Annotated in this window: 20 protein-coding genes; 15 read left to right on the top strand and 5 right to left on the bottom strand. The window is 69.3% G+C overall.

Annotated features, from left to right (window positions below; all coding sequences use genetic code 11):
- Positions 1 to 6: 6 nt before the first annotated feature.
- Positions 7 to 1,089, bottom strand: a complete 1,083-nt coding sequence (locus ACK4FB_RS01035) for an N-acetyltransferase (protein ID WP_409746808.1) — start codon at positions 1,087 to 1,089, stop codon at positions 7 to 9.
- A gap of 120 nt (positions 1,090 to 1,209) precedes the next feature.
- On the opposite strand from ACK4FB_RS01035, the gene ACK4FB_RS01030 reads away from it, so the two are divergent.
- From ACK4FB_RS01030 to ACK4FB_RS00960, 15 genes are all read left to right on the top strand, one after another.
- Entirely contained in the window at positions 1,210 to 1,974 is a 765-nt protein-coding gene (locus ACK4FB_RS01030; protein WP_409746805.1) for a type II secretion system protein N, read from the top strand.
- Between the two features lie 165 nt (positions 1,975 to 2,139).
- Positions 2,140 to 3,570: a hypothetical protein gene (locus ACK4FB_RS01025; RefSeq protein ID WP_409746802.1), complete on the top strand. Its 1,431-nt coding sequence runs from the start codon at positions 2,140 to 2,142 to the stop codon at positions 3,568 to 3,570.
- Positions 3,571 to 3,655: 85 nt separating this feature from the next.
- Positions 3,656 to 6,262, top strand: coding sequence for a TonB-dependent receptor domain-containing protein (locus tag ACK4FB_RS01020; RefSeq protein ID WP_409746799.1), 2,607 nt, complete (start codon positions 3,656 to 3,658; stop codon positions 6,260 to 6,262).
- 223 nt (positions 6,263 to 6,485) lie between these two features.
- Positions 6,486 to 7,322 (top strand): type II secretion system protein N, encoded by an 837-nt coding sequence (locus ACK4FB_RS01015; RefSeq protein ID WP_409746796.1) that lies wholly within the window; start codon positions 6,486 to 6,488, stop codon positions 7,320 to 7,322.
- On the top strand, positions 7,319 to 9,421 hold the full coding sequence (gene gspD, locus ACK4FB_RS01010; RefSeq protein ID WP_409746793.1) for a type II secretion system secretin GspD: 2,103 nt from the start codon (positions 7,319 to 7,321) through the stop codon (positions 9,419 to 9,421). Before ACK4FB_RS01015 ends, gspD begins: the two co-directional genes overlap by 4 nt.
- 2 nt (positions 9,422 to 9,423) lie before the next feature.
- Positions 9,424 to 10,908 (top strand): type II secretion system ATPase GspE, encoded by a 1,485-nt coding sequence (gene gspE, locus ACK4FB_RS01005; RefSeq protein ID WP_409746790.1) that lies wholly within the window; start codon positions 9,424 to 9,426, stop codon positions 10,906 to 10,908.
- A complete protein-coding gene (gene gspF / locus ACK4FB_RS01000) occupies positions 10,908 to 12,116 on the top strand; it encodes a type II secretion system inner membrane protein GspF (RefSeq protein ID WP_409746787.1) in 1,209 nt (402 codons plus the stop codon). The genes gspE and gspF overlap by 1 nt, the downstream gene beginning before the upstream one ends.
- Positions 12,117 to 12,127: 11 nt before the next feature.
- On the top strand, positions 12,128 to 12,622 hold the full coding sequence (gspG, locus tag ACK4FB_RS00995; protein WP_409746784.1) for a type II secretion system major pseudopilin GspG: 495 nt from the start codon (positions 12,128 to 12,130) through the stop codon (positions 12,620 to 12,622).
- On the top strand, positions 12,594 to 13,061 hold the full coding sequence (locus ACK4FB_RS00990; RefSeq protein ID WP_409746781.1) for a GspH/FimT family pseudopilin: 468 nt from the start codon (positions 12,594 to 12,596) through the stop codon (positions 13,059 to 13,061). Before gspG ends, ACK4FB_RS00990 begins: the two co-directional genes overlap by 29 nt.
- The gene (gene gspI, locus ACK4FB_RS00985) at positions 13,054 to 13,410 is read left to right on the top strand and encodes a type II secretion system minor pseudopilin GspI (RefSeq protein WP_409746778.1); all 357 of its coding nucleotides are present in this window, start codon (positions 13,054 to 13,056) and stop codon (positions 13,408 to 13,410) included. Before ACK4FB_RS00990 ends, gspI begins: the two co-directional genes overlap by 8 nt.
- On the top strand, positions 13,407 to 13,988 hold the full coding sequence (gene gspJ, locus ACK4FB_RS00980) for a type II secretion system minor pseudopilin GspJ (RefSeq protein WP_409746775.1): 582 nt from the start codon (positions 13,407 to 13,409) through the stop codon (positions 13,986 to 13,988). The genes gspI and gspJ overlap by 4 nt, the downstream gene beginning before the upstream one ends.
- The gene (gene gspK, locus ACK4FB_RS00975; RefSeq protein ID WP_409746772.1) at positions 13,985 to 14,974 is read left to right on the top strand and encodes a type II secretion system minor pseudopilin GspK; all 990 of its coding nucleotides are present in this window, start codon (positions 13,985 to 13,987) and stop codon (positions 14,972 to 14,974) included. Before gspJ ends, gspK begins: the two co-directional genes overlap by 4 nt.
- On the top strand, positions 14,971 to 16,077 hold the full coding sequence (gene gspL, locus ACK4FB_RS00970; protein ID WP_409746769.1) for a type II secretion system protein GspL: 1,107 nt from the start codon (positions 14,971 to 14,973) through the stop codon (positions 16,075 to 16,077). The genes gspK and gspL overlap by 4 nt, the downstream gene beginning before the upstream one ends.
- Positions 16,074 to 16,547, top strand: coding sequence for a type II secretion system protein GspM (gene gspM, locus ACK4FB_RS00965; protein WP_409746766.1), 474 nt, complete (start codon positions 16,074 to 16,076; stop codon positions 16,545 to 16,547). Before gspL ends, gspM begins: the two co-directional genes overlap by 4 nt.
- Entirely contained in the window at positions 16,544 to 16,876 is a 333-nt protein-coding gene (locus ACK4FB_RS00960) for a hypothetical protein (RefSeq protein WP_409746763.1), read from the top strand. Before gspM ends, ACK4FB_RS00960 begins: the two co-directional genes overlap by 4 nt.
- Here the strand turns inward: ACK4FB_RS00960 and ACK4FB_RS00955 are convergent.
- The 4 genes from ACK4FB_RS00955 to ACK4FB_RS00940 are packed head-to-tail and all read right to left on the bottom strand — an operon-like array spanning position 16,855 to position 21,014.
- Positions 16,855 to 17,481, bottom strand: coding sequence for a prepilin peptidase (locus tag ACK4FB_RS00955; RefSeq protein ID WP_409746761.1), 627 nt, complete (start codon positions 17,479 to 17,481; stop codon positions 16,855 to 16,857). The two genes, ACK4FB_RS00960 and ACK4FB_RS00955, sit on opposite strands and share 22 nt — an antisense overlap.
- Positions 17,482 to 17,492: 11 nt before the next feature.
- On the bottom strand, positions 17,493 to 17,987 hold the full coding sequence (gene lptE, locus ACK4FB_RS00950; protein ID WP_409746758.1) for an LPS assembly lipoprotein LptE: 495 nt from the start codon (positions 17,985 to 17,987) through the stop codon (positions 17,493 to 17,495).
- Positions 17,984 to 20,545 (bottom strand): leucine--tRNA ligase, encoded by a 2,562-nt coding sequence (gene leuS, locus ACK4FB_RS00945; RefSeq protein WP_409746755.1) that lies wholly within the window; start codon positions 20,543 to 20,545, stop codon positions 17,984 to 17,986. The genes lptE and leuS overlap by 4 nt, the downstream gene beginning before the upstream one ends.
- A gap of 22 nt (positions 20,546 to 20,567) precedes the next feature.
- On the bottom strand, positions 20,568 to 21,014 hold the full coding sequence (locus ACK4FB_RS00940) for a DUF3576 domain-containing protein (protein WP_409746752.1): 447 nt from the start codon (positions 21,012 to 21,014) through the stop codon (positions 20,568 to 20,570).
- Between the last annotated feature and the right edge of the window lie 344 nt (positions 21,015 to 21,358).

The following is a 21,358-nucleotide window of genomic DNA, read 5'->3' as shown; positions in this document are numbered from 1 at the left end:
CGTGACTCAGGACGCAGGAACCGGGCGCAGACAGAAGCTGTAGTCGCCGTCGAAGGGGGTTGGCGACCATCCCCCCCGCAGTCGCCCGGCGTGTTCAGGGGCGAAGCGGGCATGGCCATGACCCCAACCGCCTTCTCGGCGAGCGCGGCGAGCCAGGGGGCCGAGCGCCTTGAGCATATCCGGCGAGACCACCTGAAGCCTGACCTTGGCTCCGCCGAGACGATGCGCATTGGCGATCAGGGCGCCGGCAAGGGCGGAGGCAGCGTCAGGCTCGGTTTTCAGGGTGACAAGATCGATGATGTCCAGAACCGGCGGCTCAAGGCGGCTCATCTTGGCCATCTGCCCCCATAGAAATCCGGTGATGGCGCCGTCCCGTCGGTAGGTCAGCAGGACAGGCGACAGGGTTCCGTCCGGTTCGCCCAGCCTCCAGCGCATGGTTTCAGCGCTTCGATCGGCGAGCACCCGGTCTTCGGACTTCAGCCGGGACCAGAACAGAGTCCAGTCGTCGCCGAACCCTTCGAGGGGAGTCACCCGGGGAGGCAATCGCAGCTGGGAGTTCCGGCCGAGGCGGCGATTCATCAGACGTTCGGGGCCGGATCTCCCGCTGAGGTCGGGCCACAGCCTGCGGACGATCCCGGCGCCGGCGGCGACCACCGGATCGATCATCCATGCCAGCTTCAGCGCATTGGAGGCCTCCGGGTAGGGCCCAAGGCCATGCCGATGGTACAGCGGCGCGGACAGGGCGTTGGCGTTCAGGGTGTAGATCAGGGCCGCATCGTCCCGGTTCATGATCTTGCGGATGAGACGTCCCGCCGCGCCCCTCAACTCCGGCGGCACGATAATGGAGTAGCCGGTGACGCCGAGAACCGGCTGTTCCCCGATCCAGAACCGCTGCGGAAATTCGCCCACGAAGGCGGCGCGCCCCCGGTCCTCCGCCAGCCATCCGATGGGAAAGTCGGGTGCACGCGCCGGATTGGCGGCCAGCCAGCGCCAGCTCTCAGCGGAGCGCACAGGCCAGTCCACCGCACTGTGCAGGGCGGCGACAGCGGGTGCGTCGGCAGGTGTGAACGGGCGGAGGGTGAGGGACATTGCGAGTCGGCGAGTTGGAGGGCCCACACCCTGGGGATCAAAGATTGTCATATGGTGACCTGCCTCCATGCCCGGCGAAGACCACGAAAGACTGTCACGATCACCGCTTAGGCTGGCTCCATGTTTGACTCCGGCCTTTTTCGCCGCCCCGCCACACGCGCCCAGGCCCTGACCGAGATCGTCCTGGTCGCACTTCTGGCGATTCAACCGGGGCTTTGGGCGTGGACGCTGACCGACAGGGGGCGCGGGGACGCCAAGGACTCGGTGATGCTGACGGAGGCGGCCGCCGCGCCGCATTTCACCACGACCTCGGACCCGTTCTTCGTCAGGCTATCGACGCACACGTCGCTCTTGCCCCACACCCTGTACGCCGTGAGGACTGGCGAGAGGGCAGGCGCAATTCTGGCCGGTCATGACGGAATCCAGAGGGCTGTAACGGTCGGCGAGACCGTCAGCGAAGGCGTCGTGCTGGCGGCGGTGGCGTCCGATCATGTGATTCTTGCCCACGGCGGGGCGCACACACGGCTGGATTTTCCGGCCTCGCCGCCGCCGTCGCTTTCGCCCGCGCCCCCGTCCACAGGCGTCGCCTCCGGCTACGGCGCGCCGGGAGCGGGCGCGGCCGACGCCTCCACCTACGCCACGGCGCTCCGACCAGTGTCGGGGAACGGCGCCGATGGCTATGTCTGGAGGCCAGGCGCCGACGGCGGCGTTCTGGCGGCGGCGGGATTGCGGCCGGGCGATGTGATCGTACGCCTCAACGGCACACCCTTTGACAGGGCCGAACGGATGGAAGAACTGGCTGGGGATATCGCGGCAGGCCACGCTGTCGACCTTGAGTATAAGCGAAACGGCCAGATTTTTTCAGCCCGTTACACGCCGGATTGAGTATATCATAAATATAAATATTGCTCTGCCATCGGACAGTTAGAGAATGTGGCGGAAATATTGTCATCTGATCATTGCAAAGAGCGGCTAATGCCGTCTCCCGAGTTGCGGGGGCGTCGGCATGGTGCGCGACAAGCCCTGGTTTCGCGCAACGAGGGGACTCTCATGTCACGTACCTACAAAATCCTGATGGCCGGCGCTGCTGCGCTCGCCCTGGCCTCCTGCGGCGCGGCCGAGGTGGCCTCGCCCGGCGAGGGCGGCTTCGGCGGCGGCGGAAGCGGCGGCGGCGGCGGCACCCCTCCCCCCACTGGTGGAGCAGCCGCAGACTGCCCGACCGGTTTCGACAACGTGGGCGTGATCGCGAACCTGCGCAACTGCCAGCTGCCGGCCAGGATCATCGGCAATCTGGTGGTGCCGCTGCGTGACGGCACCATCTATTCGCTGGGCGGCCGCACCGACGTGGGCGACGACCAGGGCGCCAACCCCGCCGCGCCGATCGCCGGGGCCCAGGACGGAACCCTGACCATCGAAGCCGGCGTGACCATCTTCGGCTCCAGCGGCGCCGACTTCATCGTGGTCAACCGCGGCTCGCAGATCTTCGCCGAGGGCACCGCCACGGCTCCGATCATCTTCACCAGCCGTCAGAACATCGAAGGCGCCACCGGTCCTGACTCCATCGGTCAGTGGGGCGGTCTGGTCATCCTGGGCCGCGCGCCCATCGCCGCCTGCCCGGGCGGCGTGACGCCGCCGAACATCGCCTGTGAAGCCCAGGTGGAAGGCACCAGCGCCTTCTACGGCGGCAACTCCGTGGCCGACAACTCCGGCCGCCTGCGCTATGTGCGCGTCCAGTTCCCCGGTTTCGAAATCCTGCCCGGCAACGAACTAAACGGCATCACCCTGGCCGGTGTCGGCAACGGGACCCTGATGGAGTACATTCAGGTCCACAACTCCTCCGACGACGGCATCGAGCCCTTCGGCGGCACGGTGAACCTGCGCTACGTCGTTCTGACCGGCAACGACGACGACAGCTTCGACACCGACACCGGCTATCGCGGTTCGGCCCAATTCATGATCATCCGCCAACGGGCTGCGGGTGGCGACCGGATGTTCGAATCCTCGTCCGCCGGCAACCAGGCCCTGTTCACGCGCCCCTATATCTCGAACGTGACCGCCATCGGCCGTCCGAACGGCGGCGACGCGATTATTCTGAACACCGGCCATTCCATGCAGATGTACAACTCGGTGATCACCGGGTCGGCCGCCTGCCTGGACATCGACGACGCCGCCACTGTGGCCAACGGCCCAACCTTCAACTCGGTCCACTTCAGCTGCCCGATCGCCTTCCGCGACGACACCAACGTCACGGGCGCCGAGGCCGCCGCCATCTTCAACGCCGGGTCGAACAACACCGCCAACGGGACCTCGACCCTCAATGGCTTCATCAACGGGACCAATGAGAACGCCGTGACCGCCACGCCGGTCAATTCGGTCAGCGCCTTCCTGCAGAACGTCGACTACATCGGCGCCGTCCGCGACAGCAACGACAACTGGTGGCGGGGCTGGACCTGCGGCCTGGAGAGCGGCTCGACCTGCTGATCAGAGCCCAAGGAGACGAGCGGCGACCTTTCAGGGGTCGCCGCTCATTCCCGTTTCGTCGACATCTCAAAGGCGCAAGAAGACCATGACCCGCATCATCCACACCCTGAGCGGGCTTCTGCTCGCCACAACGGCCCTGGCCGCGCCGCACTTCGCGGCGGCCCAGACCGCCGAACCTGAACAGCCCGACACCACCTCTGTCGAGGAAATCGTCGTGCTGGGCCGGTACATCCCCGAGCCCATGAGGGCGACCTCCGAAATCTCGGCCTTCGTCACGGCCGAGGATCTGCAGCGTACCGGCGACGCCAACGCCGCCGACGCCCTGGTCCGCGTCGCCGGCCTGACCGTAGCCGAGAACCGCTTCGTCTACGTCCGCGGCCTGGGCGAGCGGTATTCGGCGGCGCGCCTGAACGGTTCGCCCCTGCCCAGCCCCGAGCCCCTGCAGCGGGTCGTGCCGCTGGATCTGTTTCCAGCCTCCATCCTGCGTAGCGTCGCGGTGCAGAAGACCTATTCGCCGAACTATCCCGGAGAGTTCGGCGGGGGCATCATCGACCTCTATACCGTAGCCACCCCCAACGAGCCGTTCTTCAACTTCGGCGTCAGCATGGGCGGCAACACGGAGACGACCTTCCAGGACGGTCTGATCTATTATGGCTCGCGCTCCGATTTCACCGGCTTTGACGACGGAACCCGCGACGTGCCGGGACGTCTCCGCGCGGCCATGGCCACGGGCAACCGCGTGGTCCAGGGCGCCAATTTCAGCGCCGAAGACATCCAGCGCATCGGCTGGGACTTCGTCAACGCCCCCCTGAATTTGCTCCAGCTCGAGAACCGGATTCAGCCGGACTTCGGCTTCGACATCTCGGCGGGACGGTCTTTCGACGCGGGCTATGGCCAGTTCGGCGTCATCGCGGTCCTGGGCTATGACAACCAGTGGCGCACCCAGACCGGCGTGCAGGGCGAAGGCCGTGTGGACGTCGATCAGCTGTCCGCCACTCGCCAGTACGACTTCATGTCCACGGACAACACCATCGGCTGGGATGGCCTGCTGGGACTGAGCTGGCGCACGGCGGATCATCTGGTCCAGTGGACCAATCTGTATGTCCGGCGCACCACCAAGGAAACGCGCAGCCGCGAGGGCTTCGACTTCGACGCCCCCGGCAACAACCTTGTTCGTGACGACTACACCGCGTGGTACGTGCGCACCCTGCTGAACACCCAGCTGGCCGGTGAACACACGTTTGGCGACCTGGGCGTCAACTGGCGCGGGGCCTGGGCTCGTTCGACCCGCGACGCGCCCTACGAAAAGACCATCCGTTACTCCATCGACGATGACGGCGTGCCTTTCCACGAAGGGCAACGGAACTCGACCTCGTTCAGCGAACTGACCGACGACGTGGTCAGCGGGGGAATTGATCTGACCTACGCCGTAGCCCTGTCGAACCTGCGCGACATGACCTTCACAATCGGCGCGGAAACCTATGAGAACACGCGCGACGCTGAACAGCGCATCTTCTCGTTCCAGGGTTCGGGCCTGTCGCCCGAGTTCCAGCGCCAGCGGGTCGACTTCTTCTTCGCCGACTTCAACCAGGGCCCTGGCCTGATCCGCCTGGTGGAAACCACAGGCGGCGGCGGCGCGGCGGCCTATGACGCTGAACTGACCGTCAACGCGGCCTATGCCCAGGTGGAGGCGGACGTGCTGCCCCTGGTCAGCGCGTCCGTCGGCGTGCGCTACGAAGAAGCCGAGCAGACCGTCGTCTCGCGTGACCTGTTCGGTGGGACATCCCCGTTCCAGCCCACCCGGCTTGAGAACGAGTACTGGTTGCCCGCCCTCACCCTGACCTGGAACTTCGCCGAGAACATGCAGGTCCGTTTCGGCGCATCCCAGACCATCGGTCGTCCCCAGTTCCGGGAACTGGCGCCCCAGCAGTATCTGGATCCGGACAGCGACCGCCTGTTCATCGGCAACCCGTTCCTGACGGACAGCGAGTTGATGAATCTGGACCTGCGCTACGAGTGGTACTTCCAGCGCGACCAGTATCTGACCGCCGGCGTGTTCTACAAGGACATCGACCGCCCGGTTGAATCGGTCATCAACGACGTGGGTTCCGTGACCCAGCAGACCTACCTCAACGCTCCGCGCGCGGAGCTGTGGGGCATCGAACTGGACGCGAAGAAGTACTTTGACAGCCCGATGCGCGGCGGGTTCTGGGACGGCAAGCGCTGGCTGGTCCAGGCCAACTACACCTATGTTCAGTCCGAACTGCGGGTCGGGGCGGATGACCTGGTGTTCCCCCTGTCCGGCAACGGCACGTCTCAGTTGGCGACGAACTTCTTTACCGACGGCGTGCGTCTGCAGGGCCAGTCCGAGCATCTGGCCAACCTGCAGTTCGGCTGGGAGGACGACATTGTCGGCTCCCAGGCGACAATCCTGGTCAACTACGCCTCGGAACGGTCGTCCGCGCGGGGCCGTCCCGGCGAGCCGGACCTGATCCAGGAACCCGGCGTCATGCTGGACTTCGTCTATCGCCGGGACTTCGGGGCGTTCGGACGGGACTTCCGCTTCGGACTGGAGCTGCGCAACCTGCTGAACACCGAGTTCCAGGAGTATCAGGAACTGGGCCAGCGCGTGGACATCAACCGCTACGACATGGGCGCTTCCGGCTCCATCAGCCTGAGCACCAGCTTCTGACGCCCTGACCGAAATCGGCTCCTCCGGACGCCCGTCCAGGGGAGCCGAGATTTCGGGCAGCGCCAAAACTCTGGTCCGGCGGGGCGGTTCGCCGCCTCGCCGGATCGTCCGTGAACCCGGCGATCGTCACACGATTGTCGCCATTGCGTCATCGTCCCGAGCGGGCTTCGGACCCCTTCGCCGCGCTAATCAAGCGGCCGAAGAGGCCCGGGGGCGAACGTCCGTGTTCCAACTGATCCACAGGCTCAAAGCGGCGCGGCTCCCCACGGGGGCCGCGTTCGCCGTTCCGGGCGGCGCCCGCGGCCTGACCGAATCTGTGCTGGCGGGTTTGCTCGCGCTTCCGGCGGCCGCCGTCCTGTGGACCTTCGTTACCCCCGCCGGCCCGTTCGGAGCTCCGCCGCCCCGGGCGGTCGGCACGCCGGACATCTCCGTCCTCGCCCGCACTGACGGCTTTTTCCGCACCGGCGCGCCATCCAGTCTGGCGGAAGCCACGGCGGCCAACAGCGGCTCGCTGCGACTGTTCGGCGTACGGTCGGGCGGCTCAGGGAGCGGCTCGGCCATCATCGGCCTTTCCGACGGTCGTCAGGTCTCGGTCGCCGCAGGCGAGGAAATCGAGCCGGGCCTGAGACTGGAAAGCGTGGCCTCAGATCACGTGGTGGTGACGCGCGGCGCATCACGCACCCGCCTGGCCTTCAGCGAGGCGCCAGCAGGCGCCGCCTCCCCCCCGCCCCCGCCTTCGGGCCAGCAGATCATCGCCCCCAACCAGGCGGCTGCGGCCGGGTCGGGCGATCCCATGTCGTTGCTGACCTCCGGCGCCCTGACCCCCCATGTGGTGGACGAGCGCATCACCGGCTTCGTCGTCACCCCGGCGGGCGCCGGACCGGCCGCCCGGGCGGGCCTGCTGCCTGGCGACGTCCTCCAGGCGGTGAACGGGCAAGCGCTGGACAGCGTCTCCAGCCTGCCGCGCATCGCCGCGGGGCTGGCGGGCGCCGAGTCCCTCCACATTCGCTACGAACGCGGCGGCGAAGTCCGCGCCGCCACCTTCAGGATCGCTCAATGACCCCTGGCGCCAACCGCATCCTGGCCATTTTGGCCGCCGCCGTGATCGGCGTGTCGGCCCCCCTGGGCGCGGCCGCGCCTGCCTTCGCGCAGTCCAGCCCGCGCCAGACCCTGAATGTGCAGGGCGCCGACATCCGCGCCTTCATCCAGGACATCGCCCGCACCACGGGCCACACCTTCATTGTCGATCCACGCGTGACCGGTACGGTGACCGTGACCAGCGACCGGGCGCTCAGCCGGTCGGAACTGTTCGAGGTGTTCCTGTCGACCCTGAGGGCCAACGGCCTTGTCGTGTCGCCCACAGCGTCGGGCGCCTACCGCGTGTCGCCGGCGGAGGGCGCCGCGCAGGGGCCATCCACCGTGGGCTCAGAACGCTTCGCCACCGAAGTGTTCCAGATCGCCAACATCGACGCGGCCTCGGCCGCCGAGGTGGTGCGTCCGCTGGTGGGCGCGCAGGGGCAGGTGCTGGCCAATCCGCGAGGAAACACCCTTGTGGTGGCCGACTTCGCCGACAACCTGCGCCGCGTCCGCGGCCTGATCAGCCAGATCGACGTGGACCGGTCGGCGTACGAGGTGGTCACGCTCAGGAACTCCTCGGCCCGCGAGATCGCAAGGGTGGTGAACGAGGTGCTGGCGCCCCCCGGCGGCGGTTCGCCCGGGATGGTCAGCGTCGTGCCGGTGGAGAGCTCAAACTCCATCATCCTGCGCGGCGACCCGGCCGCCGTGGCACGCATCCGCCCGCTGGTGGACGATCTGGACCGCCGGGCGGAGTCCGCCGACGACGTGCGCGTGGTGTTCCTGGAACACGCCGACGCCGAGCAGCTTCTGCCGGTCCTGCAACAGATGACCGGCCAGATCTCGCGTCCGCTGGACGGCGTCCAGACCGCGTCGGCGGAGGGTGAGCCCTCCGCCGCATCCGCCGCCACCCCCGGCGCCCCCGGCGCCCCCGGCGCCCGCGCCAACATCGCCCGCTTCCCCGGCGCCAACGCCCTGGTCATCGCCGCCGCGCCTGAAACCCAGCGCATGCTGTCCGAGGTGATCCGCCAGCTGGACACCCGTCGTCAGCAGGTGCTGGTTGAAGCCATCGTGGTGGAGGTGTCCGACGACGCCGCACGGGCCCTCGGGGTTCAGTGGGCGCTGGCGGGCCGCGACGGGAACCCCCTGTTCGCCACCAACTACTCCAACACATCGCCCCGCATCCTGCCCATCCTTGGCGCCATCGCCGGGGAGCGCGAACTGGACGATGACGATCCGCTGCTGGAGGACCTGCGGGGCGCGGCCCTGAATTCCCTGCTGGGCGCCAACGGGGTGCTGGGCATGGGCGGCGGCCGCATCGGTTCGGACGGCCTGTTCGGCGCCATCATCAACGCCGTGCGCAGCGACGAGGGCTCGAACCTGCTGTCGACCCCGTCCCTGATGACCCTCGACAACGAGGAAGCCACCATTCTCGTCGGTCAGGAAGTGCCGGTGGTGGTGGGCGAGGTGCTCGGCTCCAACAACACCAACCCGTTCCGCACCACCCAGCGCCAGGACATCGGCGTCAAGCTGGAGGTGCGGCCCCAGATCAACGCCGGGGGCGCCATCACCCTGTTCCTGCGGCAGGAAGTGTCCAGCATCAACGGCGTGCTGACCGCCGGGGCCAGCGATCTGGTCCTGAACAAGCGAGAGATCCAGACCACCGTGCTGGTCGATGACGGCCAGATCGCCGTGCTGGGCGGGCTGCTGGACCAGAACGAGCGGCTGTCGGTCGAGAGCGTCCCGGGTCTGGGGGACATCCCGGTGATCGGAAACCTGTTCCGGTCAACCGCGCGGCAGCGGGGCCAGACCAATCTGATGATCTTCATCCGCCCCACCATCATCCGAAGCCCCGGGGACGCCGCACGGGTGGGCGCCCAGCGCTGGGACTACATGCGGGGTCGCCAGATCGACCGCGACCCGACGGTGGAGCCGTCGCTGGACATGCTGATCCGCGATTACATGGGCGGCTACCGTCCGGCCGCGCCGGCGTCGGGCGGCGACGTGATCTCGCCCGCCGGCATGACGCCCGGCCCCGTCGAAGGCGCGCCGCTGCCGCCGCTGCCGTCATCACCCGGGGGCTGATCATGATCACCCTGGTCAATCCGACCCTGCCCTATGCCTTCGCCAAGCGGCATGGCGTGGTGCTGCTGGACGCGGGCGAGACGGCTCTGGTCGGGGTGCGGGACGGCGCCGATCCGCTGGCGCTGGTGGAGGCGCGCCGGGCCCTGGGCCGGCCGCTGCGCATCGAACGGCTGACCGCCTCGGGCTTTGATCGCCGTCTGTCGGAAATCTACGCCGACGATCCGTTCTCGGGCGGGGAGCCCGGCGAGTTCGACATGCCATCCGGGCTGGACGGGCTGATCGACGACATGCCCGCCGCCGCCGACCTGCTGGACGTCACCGACGACGCCCCGGTCATCCGGCTGATCAACGGGGTGATCGCCGAGGCTGTGCGCTCCGGCGCCTCGGACATCCACATCGAGCCCTATGAGCAGGCCCTGCTGATCCGCATGCGGGTGGACGGAGTGCTGCACGAGGCCCTGCGCCTGAACAGCCGCATCACGCCGCTTCTGGTGTCGCGCATCAAGGTCATGGCGCGGCTGGACATCGCTGAAAAGCGCGTGCCCCAGGACGGGCGCATCCCCCTGGCGCTGGGCGGCAAGACCCTGGACGTGCGGGTCTCGACCCTGCCGTCCCGGGCGGGCGAGCGGGTGGTGCTGCGCATTCTCGACAAGGATCAGGCGGGCCTCAGCCTGGCCGAACTGGGCATGGACGAGCCTACGCTGGAGGCCTTCAGCCAGGCGCTGGCCGAGCCCAACGGCGTCATTCTGGTCACCGGCCCCACCGGCTCGGGCAAGACCACCAGCCTGTACGCCGGTCTGTCGGTGCTGAACGACGCCAGCCGCAACATCCTGACCGTCGAGGATCCGGTTGAGTACGCCATCGACGGGGTGGGCCAGACCCAGGTGAACACCAAGGTCGGCATGACCTTCGCAGCCGGCCTGCGCGCCATCCTGCGTCAGGACCCGGACGTGGTCATGGTCGGCGAGATCCGCGACGTGGAGACCGCCCAGATCGCGGTGCAGGCCGCCCTGACCGGACACCTGGTGCTGTCCACCGTCCACACCAACGACGCGGCGGGCGCGGTGACCCGGTTGCGCGACATGGGCATCGAGCCGTTCCTGCTGGCCTCCACCCTGCGCCTGATCGTGGCCCAGCGGCTGGTGCGGCGCCTCTGCCCCGACTGCCGCCGCCCGGAGCCGGCCGACAAGGCCACGGCCAAGCTGGCCGGGATCAAGGAAGGCAAGACCATCTGGCGCGCCGCCGGTTGCGCCCACTGCAACCAGACCGGCTATCAGGGCCGGGTCGGCCTCTATGAGACCATCCGCGTCACCGACGCGGTACGCCGCCTGATCGCCGAGGAAGCGGGCGAGGAGGCCATCACCACCGAGGCCTTGGGCAGGAAGGCCAGCCTGTCGGGTCGCGCCCGCGCGCTGGTGCTGGAAGGCGTAACCACCGTTGAGGAATCCGTCCGTGTGACCCGCCAGTCGGTGGAGGATCAGGACTGATGGCCGCCTACGACTATGTGGCGGTGGACCCGAAGGGCCGGACCCTGAAAGGGGTGGTCAGCGCGCCGGACGAGGCGGCCGCGCGCACTGTGCTGGGTCGCCGCCGGCTGATGCCGCTGGAGCTGTCCGTGTCGTCGGCGCGGCCCAATCGGGAAACCAAAGCGGGCGGGGGTCGTCTGGGCTCCAAGACCCTGGCCCTGACGACCCGCCAGCTGGCCACCCTCGTGGCCGTCTCGCCGGTGGAAGAGGCGGTGCGCACCATCGCCCTGCAGAGCGAGCGGCCCGCCGTGCGCCGGGTGCTGATGGGGGTGCATGCCGGGGTGCTGGAAGGCTTCCGCCTGTCCGAGGCCATGCGGCGTCAGGGCCCGGCCTTCCCGCCTCTGTACCGGGCCATGGTGTCGGCGGGCGAAAGCTCCGGCGCCCTCGGCCCGATCCTGGAGCGCATGGCCGATCTGCTGGAGCGCGAACAGCAGGTGCGCGGCAAGGTCATCACGGCTCTGGTCTATCCCATCGTGCTGGCGGTGGTGGCCATCGGCGTCATCGGCGCCCTGATGGCCTTTGTGGTGCCCCGGGTGGTGGAGCAGTTCACCAGCATGAACCAGACCCTGCCCCTGCTGACGCGGATAGTGATCGCGATCTCGAGCCTGATCACCGACTGGGGCTGGCTGGCGCTGATTCTGCTGGCCCTTGGCGGCGTGCTGTTCGCCGCGGGCCTGCGCCAGCCTGCCTTCCGCCTGAAAGTGGACGGGCTGATGCTGAAGCTGCCGGTGATCGGGCGACTGATGCGCGACCTGCATGGCGCGCGCATGGCCCGGACCCTGTCCACCATGATCGCGGCCGGCCTGCCCGTTCTGGAGGGGCTGACCATAACCGCCCGCACCGTCTCCAACCGGGTGCTGCGCGCCGCCACCGAGTCCATGGCCGAGTCCGTGCGCGAGGGCGGCGGGCTGTCGGCCGCCATGCGCCGGGCCGAGGTCTTTCCGCCCATCCTCGTCTACATGACCGCCTCGGGCGAAAGCAGCGGCCGGCTGGAGCCCATGCTGGAACGCGCCGCCGACTATCTGGAGCGCGAGTTCGCCACCTTCACCGCCGTCATGCTGAGCCTGCTGGAGCCGGCCATCATCGTCGTCATGGGCGGGATCGTCGCCGTGATCGTGCTGTCGATCCTGCTGCCCATTCTTCAGATCAACACCCTGGCCCTCGGATAGGGAAAATGCCCATGAATATTTTTGGCCCTAACGCTCGCCGCGCGGCGGCTCGCTGCCTGAGGGCGACGCCAGTCCGCGCCAACCGCCGCAAGCGCGCCGGCTTCACCCTGGTCGAGGTCATGGTGGTGGTGGTCATCATCGGCCTGCTGGCCACCGTGGTGGTCATCAACGTCCTGCCCGCCCAGGACCGCGCCATGATCGAGAAGGCTACGGCCGACATCGCGGTGCTTGAGCAGGCGGTGGAGACCTATCGCCTGGACAACCTGACCTTCCCCCGCAGCGAGGACGGCCTGCAGGCCCTGGTGGCGCCGCCCGCCAGCCTGACCCGGCCGGAGCGCTATCGCCAGGGCGGCTATGTGCGCCGCCTGCCCGAGGATCCGTGGGGCAACCCCTATCAGTATCGCCAGCCGGGTCGCGACGGCCGGCCCTTCGAGATCATCTCCCTGGGCGCCGACGGCCGCGAGGGGGGCGAGGGCAATGACGCCGACATCTCCAACTGGCGCTGACCGGGTCCGCCGCGCGGGCTTCACCCTGGTCGAGGTGATGGTGGTCACGGCCCTGATCGGCCTGGCCGCCGGCGCCGTGGTCATGACCCTGCCCGATCCGCGCCCGCCGGTGGGCCAGCAGGCCGAGGTCTTCGCCGCCCGTCTGGTGCGGGCGCGGGAGGAGGCGATCCTGACCGGCCGCCCGGTGGCGTTGACGGCGGACGCGCGCGGCTATGGGTTCGAGGTGTTCACCGGCGGCGAGTGGCGTCCGCTGGAGGATGGCCTGTTCCGCCGCGCCGACTGGGGCGAGGACGTGCGCGTCGCCCTGCCGCGCGAGACGGCCCGCACCGCCTTCGACCCCACCGGCATGGCCGAGCCACTCACCGTGGCCCTGTCGCGTGGCGAAGGCACCGTGAGCGTGACCGTGGACGGCTCCGGCGAGGTGCGCATTGATGACTGAGCGGCCGGGGTTCAGCCTGATCGAGATGGTGGTGGCCCTGGGCGTGTTCAGCCTGGCGGCCCTGGCCCTGCTGAACCTCATGGGCGAGGGGGTGCGCTCGGCCGTGCGCGCCGAGACCCGCGCCTTCGGCGCCGTGGTGGCCGAGAACGTGGCGGTGGAGGCCGTGGTCGCCCGCGATCCGCCGTCACAGGGGACCAGTGACGGACAGGTTGAACTGGCCGGGCGCGACTGGCGCTGGACCCGAACGGTGACCGTAACGGAAGACCCAGGCATCCTGCGCATCGACGTGTCGGTCACCGATGGCGGTGAGCACGCAGCCGACCTGGCCGTCTTCCGGAGCGTGCGATGACCCGGCGCGCGGGCTTCACCCTGGTGGAGGTTCTGGTGGCGCTGGCCATCTTCGCCATGGTCGCCTCGGCGGGCGTGGGCCTGCTGTCCTTCGCCATCGACAACCGTCTGGCCGTGCGCGAGGTCAGCGAGCGCACCGCCGCCTTCCAGCGCGCCCGCGCCCTGATGCGGGCTGATCTTGGCCAGGCCGCGCCCCGGCGAGTGCGCGGCGCGGACGGCGCCCCGCAGGCGGCGTTCGAACTGGGCGGCGATTCCCTGTTCGCCGTCACCCGCCGCGGCTGGATCAATCCGAGCGAGGCGCCGCGCGCCTCCATGCAGCGGGTGGATTACCGGCTGATCGACGGACGGCTCGAGCGCCGGGTGCGCGAGCGTCTGGACGGCGCCCGTCCGGCTGAACCGCAGGTGCTGCTGGAGAATGTGGAGAGCGCACAGGTGACCGTCATTCTGGACGGCGACCCTATCGCCGACTGGCGGCCGGTGCAAAACCGGCCTCTGCCCGACGCGGTGCGCATCGATCTGACGCTGGCGGGCTACGGCCCGGTCAGCCAGCTGTTTCTGGTGGCGGGAGCGGACGCATGAAACCGTCCCGGCGCGAGCGCGAGGGCATGGCCCTGCTGACCGTCCTGCTGCTGGTGGCGGTGATGGCGGCACTGTCCGTGGTCATGCTGGACGACATCCGCTTCTCCGTGCGCCGGACCACCAACGCTTCAGCCATGGACCAGGCCCGGTGGTACGGCCTGGGCGCCGAGACCCTGGCTCGGAGTCAGGTGCGCCGGCTGATGGACCAGAACAGCAGCCGCACGCCGCTGGAGCCCGAATGGAACGGCCGCACTTTCGACTTTCCCGTCGACGAGGGCGGCGCGATCCGTGTGACCGTGCGCGACGGTCAGGCGTGCTTCAATCTGAACAGCGTGGTGACCGGCCAGGGTGAGGCGCTGGCCCGCAATGACGACGGGGTGCGCCAGTTCCTGGCCCTGTCCCGCGCGGCGGGCGTGGCCGAGGCGCGGGCGCGGGCCATGGCCGACGGGCTGGTGGACTGGATCGACACCGACAGCCGGTCCGAGCCCCTGGGCGGAGAGGATGGCGCCTACGCCGGTCAGGCGACCCCCTACCGCACCGGCGGCACCCTGCTGGCCGAGGTCAGCGAACTGCGCGCCGTGCGCGGCGTGTCGGCCGAGGACTACGCCCGCCTGCGGCCCCATCTGTGCGCCCTGCCGGTGACGGGGGTCACCGGGATCAATGTGAACACCCTGACGCCGGATCAGGCCATGCTGCTGGTCATGATGACCGACGGCCGGCTGTCGGAGCCCGCGGCCCGGCGCGTGATCACGGCGCGTCCCCGCGGAGGCTGGACCGACACCGCCGCCTTCTGGAGCCAGCCGACCCTGGCCGGAATCATGCCCTCCAACGCCGCCTATGATCAGGCCGGCGTCTTCACCCGCTTCTTCGCCCTGGACGCCCGGGTCGCCCATGGCGGCGCCGAGGCGGTCATGAGCGCCCTGATCGAGGCCGTCCCCGGCGGGGCGGTGCGGACCGTGGCGCGCCGATGGACAACCGACGAATGACCCTGACCCGACTTCTTCTGCTGGCGCCCTCGGCGGACCAGCCCTCCCCCTGGCTGGCGGTGGACCGCGACGGCCGCGTGATGCAGCGGGGCCTGCTCACGCTCGACCGCGCCGGCGCTCCGCCGACCCCCATGCGCACCGTGGCCGTGGCGCCCGGCGCCGACGTGATGGTGCGCTGGCTGGACCTGCCCGGACGCAACGAGGCGCAGGGCCGGGCCGCCGCCCTGTGGGCCCTGCGTGACGATCTGGCCGCCCCGCCAGACCGGCTGCGGGTGTCGCTGGGCCCGCGACGGGAGACGGACGGAAAGCGTCTGGTGGCCGTGGCCAATGCGGCGCTGGTTGACGCCTGGATCGCCTATGCCCAGTCGCTGGGGGTGACGCCGGACGTGATCGTGCCGGATCACCTGACCGTGGCGCGGCCGCAACAGGGCGGGGGCCTGACCTCGGTGGGCTTCGGGCCGATGACCGCGCTACGGGGCATCGATCTGTCGGTGACGGTGGAGCCGGATCTGGCGCCCCTGATCGCGGGCGAGCGCCCCGTGACCCCGGTGGAGCGGGCCGAGGACGTAGAGGCCATGTTGATCCAGGCCGCACTCAACCCGCCGGTCAATCTGATCGGCCGCACCCGTACCGCCGCCGAAGGGCTCGGCGCCTGGCGCCGCGCGGCGGTGATGGCGGGCCTGCTGGTCCTGTCGCCCCTGCTTCTGCTCGGGGTGACGGCCGCGCGGGACGACCTGGCGGCGCGTGAGTTGAACAGCGAGAGCACGGCCATGCTGCGCGAGGCGTTCCCTGACATGGCGGCGGACGCCGATCCGGCTGCGGAGGCCCAGCGGCGCCTGAACGCCACCGCCGCATCCGGCGGCGTCTCCGGCGTCACCGCCGCCTTGTTCGCCGCCGTGGAGCAAGTGGCGGGGACCGAGCTGGACGCCCTGTCGGTCTATGACGACGGTCAGGTGCGGGCGACGCTCTCCTACGGCGCCTACGGGGATCTGGAGGCGCTGGAAGCGGCGCTCGCCGCCTCGGGCCTCGGCCTGACCGACGAGACCACCCTTGAGGAGGACAGCCGCATGGTCAGCGACGTGATCATCGGAGCCGCCGCATGAACGCCTTCAACGAACAGATAAAGGCCGCTCGCGTCTGGTGGGACGGCCGCACCGCCCGCGAGCATGTGATGTTGGGCGTGCTCGGCGGGGTGCTGGCGCTCGTGCTGGCGTGGTTCCTTATCCTTGCGCCCCTGCTGGCCTGGAAGGACGGGGCCGCCGACCGTCTGCACGCCGCCGTTCAGACCCACGCCCTGGCCTCGGCGGCGGCGGGGATCGACACCTCCGGCGGGGTCCCGCGGACGCCCGCCGATCTCGAGACATTGCTGACAGACAGCGCGGCCGAGGTGGGCGTCGCCGTTCAGGTTTCGCAGGATGGGGCCGATACGACCTTCACCGTGGAGTCCGCCGAGACCGCCCGCCTGTTCGGCTGGATCGCCGCTCTGGAGCGCAGCGGTTTGAGCATCGCCAGCCTCAGCGTACTGGAGAACGCCGACGCCACCCTGCAGGCGCAGGGGACCGTGGCGCCGTGAGCCGTCTGACCCTGTTGATCGTCTTCGCCGCGTCGCTGGTGCTGATGCTTGCGGTGCTGACGCCGCTGCGACTGGTGCTGGGCATGGCGGGGGCCGACGATCTGGGCCTGTCCGCCGAGCGGGTCGAGGGAGCCTTCTGGGGCGGGCGGGTGATCGGGGCGCGGGCGGGCGTCATGCCGCTGGGCGACCTGAAGGTTTCGGTCAATCCGTTCGGCCTGATGCTGGCGGGCGATGACGCGGGGCGGCTGAAGGCGGTGACCGTGCGGGACGCCTCGGGCGAGCGCATTCCGCTGGAAGGCTTCGCCGCCTACAGACCCAGCGGCCCGTAGAGCCAGGTCATCCAGATCCCGAGCGCCAGGAAGACGCCGAAGGGCAGGCGGTCCTCGCCCGACACCGGCTGTTTCAGGACCAGGCGCGCCAGCACCAGACTCAGGCCCGCCACGGAGGCCCACAGCAGCACGCTGGGCAGGCCCATCCATCCGGTCCAGGCCCCCGCCGCCGCCAGCAGGCGAAAGTCCCCGCCGCCCAGCCCCTCGCGTCCCCGCGCTCTTCGATAGAGCGCCGCAATCCCCCACAGCACGGCGAACCCTGCCGCCGCGCCGATCAGATGGTCGATCAGGGCGGGTCGGTCGAACAGCGCCGTCGCCGCCAGCCCGCCCGCCAGCAGCGGCAGGGTCAACCAGTCCGGCAGCCAGAAATGCCGCGCATCCACGGCCGCGATCAGCAGCAGGCTCCAGCCCAGCATGGCGGTCAACACGACTGGCGTGGCGACGCCTGTCCCGGCCCAACCGCCCAGCACGGCTCCGACAGCTGCAGATACGGCGACGAGAAGAATCGACGGCCGGCCCGGCCCCACTTCATCCAGCCGCGCGGTCAACCATGCTGACGCCGCGCCCGCCAGCAGGCCCAGCGGGATGAGAGCCCATGAAAACAAGAGCTCAGGCCCTAGGGTCGGTTCAGATCGGCAAGGGCGCGCGACAGGTCCAGCCGGATCAGACGCGCAGCCTCGGCCACGGCGCGCTGTTCGCCGTCGCGCTGGGCGGCGATGGCGGCGTAGGCCTGGTCGGCGGCGGCGTAGGTGACCGTGGCGGTCACGGCGTCGGTGATGGCTTCTCCGCCGGAAACGGGCGCCAGCTGGTACCGCACCGTCAGCACCAGCTCATAGCGCGAGACGGTGTCGTCCACCCGGCGCCCCAGGGCAACGCGGCGTTGCTCCACATCGGTCTGGAGGCGCCACAGGGGCGTCTGGCCGCGATCCCAGGCCAGTTCATCCTCCAGCGCCTGGCGCAGTTCGTAGCCCGCCCGGGTGTCCGGGACCGAAACCGAAATGCGCGACAGGGTCGGCGACACGCCAGGCTCGGCGTAAAGGGGCGTGAAGCCGCAGGCGGCCAGCATCATCAGGGCGCTGAAAGCGGCGCCGATGCGGGCCAGACGGGTCATCCGGCCACCAGGTTGATGATGCGGTCGGACACCACGATGACCTTTCGGACCGACTGGTTGACCGAGGCAAGGTAGGCCTGAACCGCGGGGTTCGCCAGAGCCGCCTCGCGCACCTGGTCCTCGGGCGCGCCGCGCGGCATGACCACCTCGCCCCGGCGCTTGCCGTTGATCTGGATGGGCAGGGTCACTTCGTCATCGGTCGCCAGCGCCGGATCGTACTCGGGCCAGGGCGCGTCCAGCACCATCCCGTCCTGACCCAGGCGGGTCCAGCATTCCTCGGCCAGATGCGGGGTGAAGGGCGCGATCAGCCGGGCGAGCGCCGACAGGGCCTCGCGCCGGGCCTCTCCGCCCGCCTCCGCATGGGCGCGGATGACGGCGACGAAGGCGTAGAGCTTGGCGATGGCGGCGTTGAAGCGGAAGCCCTCGACCCCCTCGCTGACCGCCTTGATCGCCTTGTGGGTTTCGCGGCGCAGGGCCTCGTCCAGCTTGATGTCGCCTGTCTTCGCGGCGTCGAAGCCGTCGAACTCGGTCCATACCCGCTGGACGAAGCGGCTGGCTCCCTCGACGCCGCCGGAGGTCCACTGCACGTCGCGCTCGGGCGGGCTGTCGCTGAGCACGAACAGGCGCCCTGCGTCCACGCCGTAGGTCTCCAGAATCTCTTCCGGGGCGACCACGTTCTTCTTGGACTTCGACATCTTCTCGATGTCGCCGATGGTCAGGGCCTCGCCGGTGGAACGGCGCGTCGCGGTGCGTCGGTCGCCCTCGGTGACGATCTCCACGTCGGTGGGCTCGACCCACTTTCCGTCAGGCGCCTTGTATGTCTCGTGGACCACCATGCCTTGGGTGAACAGGCCGGCGAACGGCTCCTTCACGTTCATCAGGCCGGCGTCGGACAGGGCGCGGGTGATGAAACGGGCGTAGAGCAGGTGCAGAATCGCGTGCTCGACCCCGCCGATGTACTGGTCCACCGGCAGCCAGCGATCCGCCGCCGCCTTGTCGATGGGCGCGTCGGCCGTGGGGTCGGCGAAGCGCGCGAAATACCACGAACTGTCCACAAAGGTGTCCAGGGTGTCGGTCTCGCGCCGGGCGTCCACGCCGCACGAGGGGCATTTGACGTGCTTCCAGGTGGGGTGGCGGTCCAGCGGATTGCCGGGCACGTCGAAGGTCACGTCCTTCGGCAGCTCCACGGGCAGCTGGTCGTTCGGGACCGGGACGGGTCCACACGCCTCGCAGTGGATGATCGGGATGGGGCAGCCCCAGTAGCGCTGGCGCGACACGCCCCAGTCCCGCAGGCGATAGACCGTGGCGCCTTCGCCAAGGCCCGCCGCCTCGATGCGCCCCACCGCCGCCGTCTTGGCGGACTCCACGTCCAGCCCGTCCAGATCGGCCGAATTGAAGATGCGGCCCGGGCCCACATAGGCCTCGTCGGCCACGGTGAAATCCTCGCCGGCGTTGTCGGGGCGCACCACCGGAATGACCGGCAGATCGTACTTGCGGGCGAAATCCAGATCGCGCTGGTCGTGGGCCGGGCAGGCGAAGATGGCGCCGGTGCCGTATTCGGACAGGATGAAGTTGGCGATCCACACCGGGACCTTGCGCGCCGGATCCAGCGGATGGACGGCGGTCAGGCCGGTGTCGAAGCCGATCTTCTCGGCCTGGTCGATTTCGGCCTGACTGGCGCCGCCCTTCTTGCACTCGGCGATGAAGGCGGCGGCCGCCGGATTGCGCGCGGCGAGGGCGGCGGACAGCGGATGATCGGGCGCCAGACCCACGAAGGACGCGCCATACAGGGTGTCGGGCCGCGTGGTGAACACCTCGACGCTCTCGAAGCCGGACGGGACATCACCCTTCAGGGGCCAGGTCACCCGGGCGCCGGTGGAGCGGCCGATCCAGTTGGCCTGCATCAGCCGGACCTTTTCGGGCCAGCGGTCGAGGGTGGACAGACCCTCCACCAGATCATCGGCGTAGTCGGTGATCCGCAGGAACCACTGGGTCAGCTTCTTCTTCTCGACCTCGGCGCCGGAGCGCCAGCCGCGGCCGTCGATCACCTGCTCGTTGGCCAGGACGGTGTTGTCCACCGGGTCCCAGTTGACGACGCCTTCCTTGCGATAGACCAGACCGCGCTTCAGCAGTTCGATGAACCACGCCTGCTGCTTGCCGTAATAGGCCGGGTCGCAGGTGGCGAACTCGCGGCTCCAGTCCAGCGACAGACCGAGCAGCTTCAGCTGGTCGCGCATGGCGGCGATGTTGGACCATGTCCAGTCGCCCGGATGCACGCCCCGCTCCATGGCTGCGTTCTCGGCCGGCATGCCGAACGCGTCCCAGCCCATGGGGTGCAGAACATCGAAGCCCTGGGCCCGCTTGTGACGGGCCACCACGTCGCCCATCACATAGTTGCGGGCGTGGCCCATGTGGATGTTCCCGCTGGGGTAGGGGAACATCTCCAGCACATAGTATTTGGGCCGCCCGGTGTCGCCGGTCGGGGTCACGAAGGCCTTCGCCGCCTCCCAGCGCGCACGCTGGCGGGGTTCGGCCGTCCGGGGATCGTAGCGCGTCATGCGGTCAGTCTGGCTCCGGCGATCAGCCGGCGTGGGCGAGGTTCAGTTGCCGGGCCCGCGTCAGGATGGCGTTTTCCAGGTCCGTTTCGGTCTGGGGATTCACCGGCTGTGCGATCCACTGGCCCGCCTCGTTTCGGACTTCGCGGGTCACGGTGACGTTCAGGGCGTCGGCGCGCAGGCGGGTGTCCAGAATGAACACCGTGGCCTTGAAACGCTCGCCTGGCGACGCGGCCGGGGTATGCCAGTCGTAGTTGATCACGCCGCCCCACGGGTCCGCCGTGATCAGCGGCATGAAGGACAGGGTGTCCAGGGAGGCGCGCCAGAGGAAGCTGTTGACCCCGATGCCTTGCTCGGCCCCGGCGGAAGCCGTGCCGCCCCCGCCACGCGAAAAGGGGTTCAGGCCGCCGCAGCTCGCCAGGGCGACGCTGGAGGCGATCAGGGCGATCGACACGCCGCGAGTGATGGCCATGGGAAACTCCGTCAAATATATTGCCGTCCCGCCCGGACGCGCACGACCGGACGACCGGCGCCGCGCCCCCACGGACCGCCTGAGCGTCTATAGCATGGCGAACCGCCGCGCTGACAAGCGGTCCCGCGCATTCTGATCCTGAACTCCCGTGTTGCGCGAGCCACAGGCCTGCATGAACCTGTCACGGAACCTTGTCAGGGCCATCGCATTGCGTTGACCGGGCTGTGAGACCATGTCTAATCGACTTCGCCGGTATCGGTCCCACCGACCGGTCGGCGAAGGGACGACCAACGGTCCACGCCGCTTTGGAAGGGCGGAAAAAAGGTGATGCGAGTCCAGGGACT

The sequence above is a fragment of the Brevundimonas sp. genome, assembly GCF_046299535.1.
Taxonomy (GTDB): domain Bacteria; phylum Pseudomonadota; class Alphaproteobacteria; order Caulobacterales; family Caulobacteraceae; genus Brevundimonas.
Note: the sequence above shows the minus strand (reverse complement) of the source record. Positions and strands in the feature narration are given on the sequence as shown.

Bases quoted from the DNA above. Each gene is read 5' to 3' on its own strand.
- ACK4FB_RS01035 (WP_409746808.1), bottom strand. From the start codon at position 1,089: ATGTCCCTCACCCTCCGCCCGTTCACACCTGCCGACGCACCCGCTGTC.
- ACK4FB_RS01030 (WP_409746805.1), top strand. From the start codon at position 1,210: ATGTTTGACTCCGGCCTTTTTCGCCGCCCCGCCACACGCGCCCAGGCC.
- ACK4FB_RS01025 (WP_409746802.1), top strand. From the start codon at position 2,140: ATGTCACGTACCTACAAAATCCTGATGGCCGGCGCTGCTGCGCTCGCC.
- ACK4FB_RS01020 (WP_409746799.1), top strand. From the start codon at position 3,656: ATGACCCGCATCATCCACACCCTGAGCGGGCTTCTGCTCGCCACAACG.
- gspD (WP_409746793.1), top strand. From the start codon at position 7,319: ATGACCCCTGGCGCCAACCGCATCCTGGCCATTTTGGCCGCCGCCGTG.
- gspE (WP_409746790.1), top strand. From the start codon at position 9,424: ATGATCACCCTGGTCAATCCGACCCTGCCCTATGCCTTCGCCAAGCGG.
- gspF (WP_409746787.1), top strand. From the start codon at position 10,908: ATGGCCGCCTACGACTATGTGGCGGTGGACCCGAAGGGCCGGACCCTG.
- gspG (WP_409746784.1), top strand. From the start codon at position 12,128: ATGAATATTTTTGGCCCTAACGCTCGCCGCGCGGCGGCTCGCTGCCTG.
- ACK4FB_RS00990 (WP_409746781.1), top strand. From the start codon at position 12,594: ATGACGCCGACATCTCCAACTGGCGCTGACCGGGTCCGCCGCGCGGGC.
- gspI (WP_409746778.1), top strand. From the start codon at position 13,054: ATGACTGAGCGGCCGGGGTTCAGCCTGATCGAGATGGTGGTGGCCCTG.
- gspJ (WP_409746775.1), top strand. From the start codon at position 13,407: ATGACCCGGCGCGCGGGCTTCACCCTGGTGGAGGTTCTGGTGGCGCTG.
- gspK (WP_409746772.1), top strand. From the start codon at position 13,985: ATGAAACCGTCCCGGCGCGAGCGCGAGGGCATGGCCCTGCTGACCGTC.
- gspL (WP_409746769.1), top strand. From the start codon at position 14,971: ATGACCCTGACCCGACTTCTTCTGCTGGCGCCCTCGGCGGACCAGCCC.
- gspM (WP_409746766.1), top strand. From the start codon at position 16,074: ATGAACGCCTTCAACGAACAGATAAAGGCCGCTCGCGTCTGGTGGGAC.
- lptE (WP_409746758.1), bottom strand. From the start codon at position 17,987: ATGACCCGTCTGGCCCGCATCGGCGCCGCTTTCAGCGCCCTGATGATG.
- leuS (WP_409746755.1), bottom strand. From the start codon at position 20,545: ATGACGCGCTACGATCCCCGGACGGCCGAACCCCGCCAGCGTGCGCGC.
- ACK4FB_RS00940 (WP_409746752.1), bottom strand. From the start codon at position 21,014: ATGGCCATCACTCGCGGCGTGTCGATCGCCCTGATCGCCTCCAGCGTC.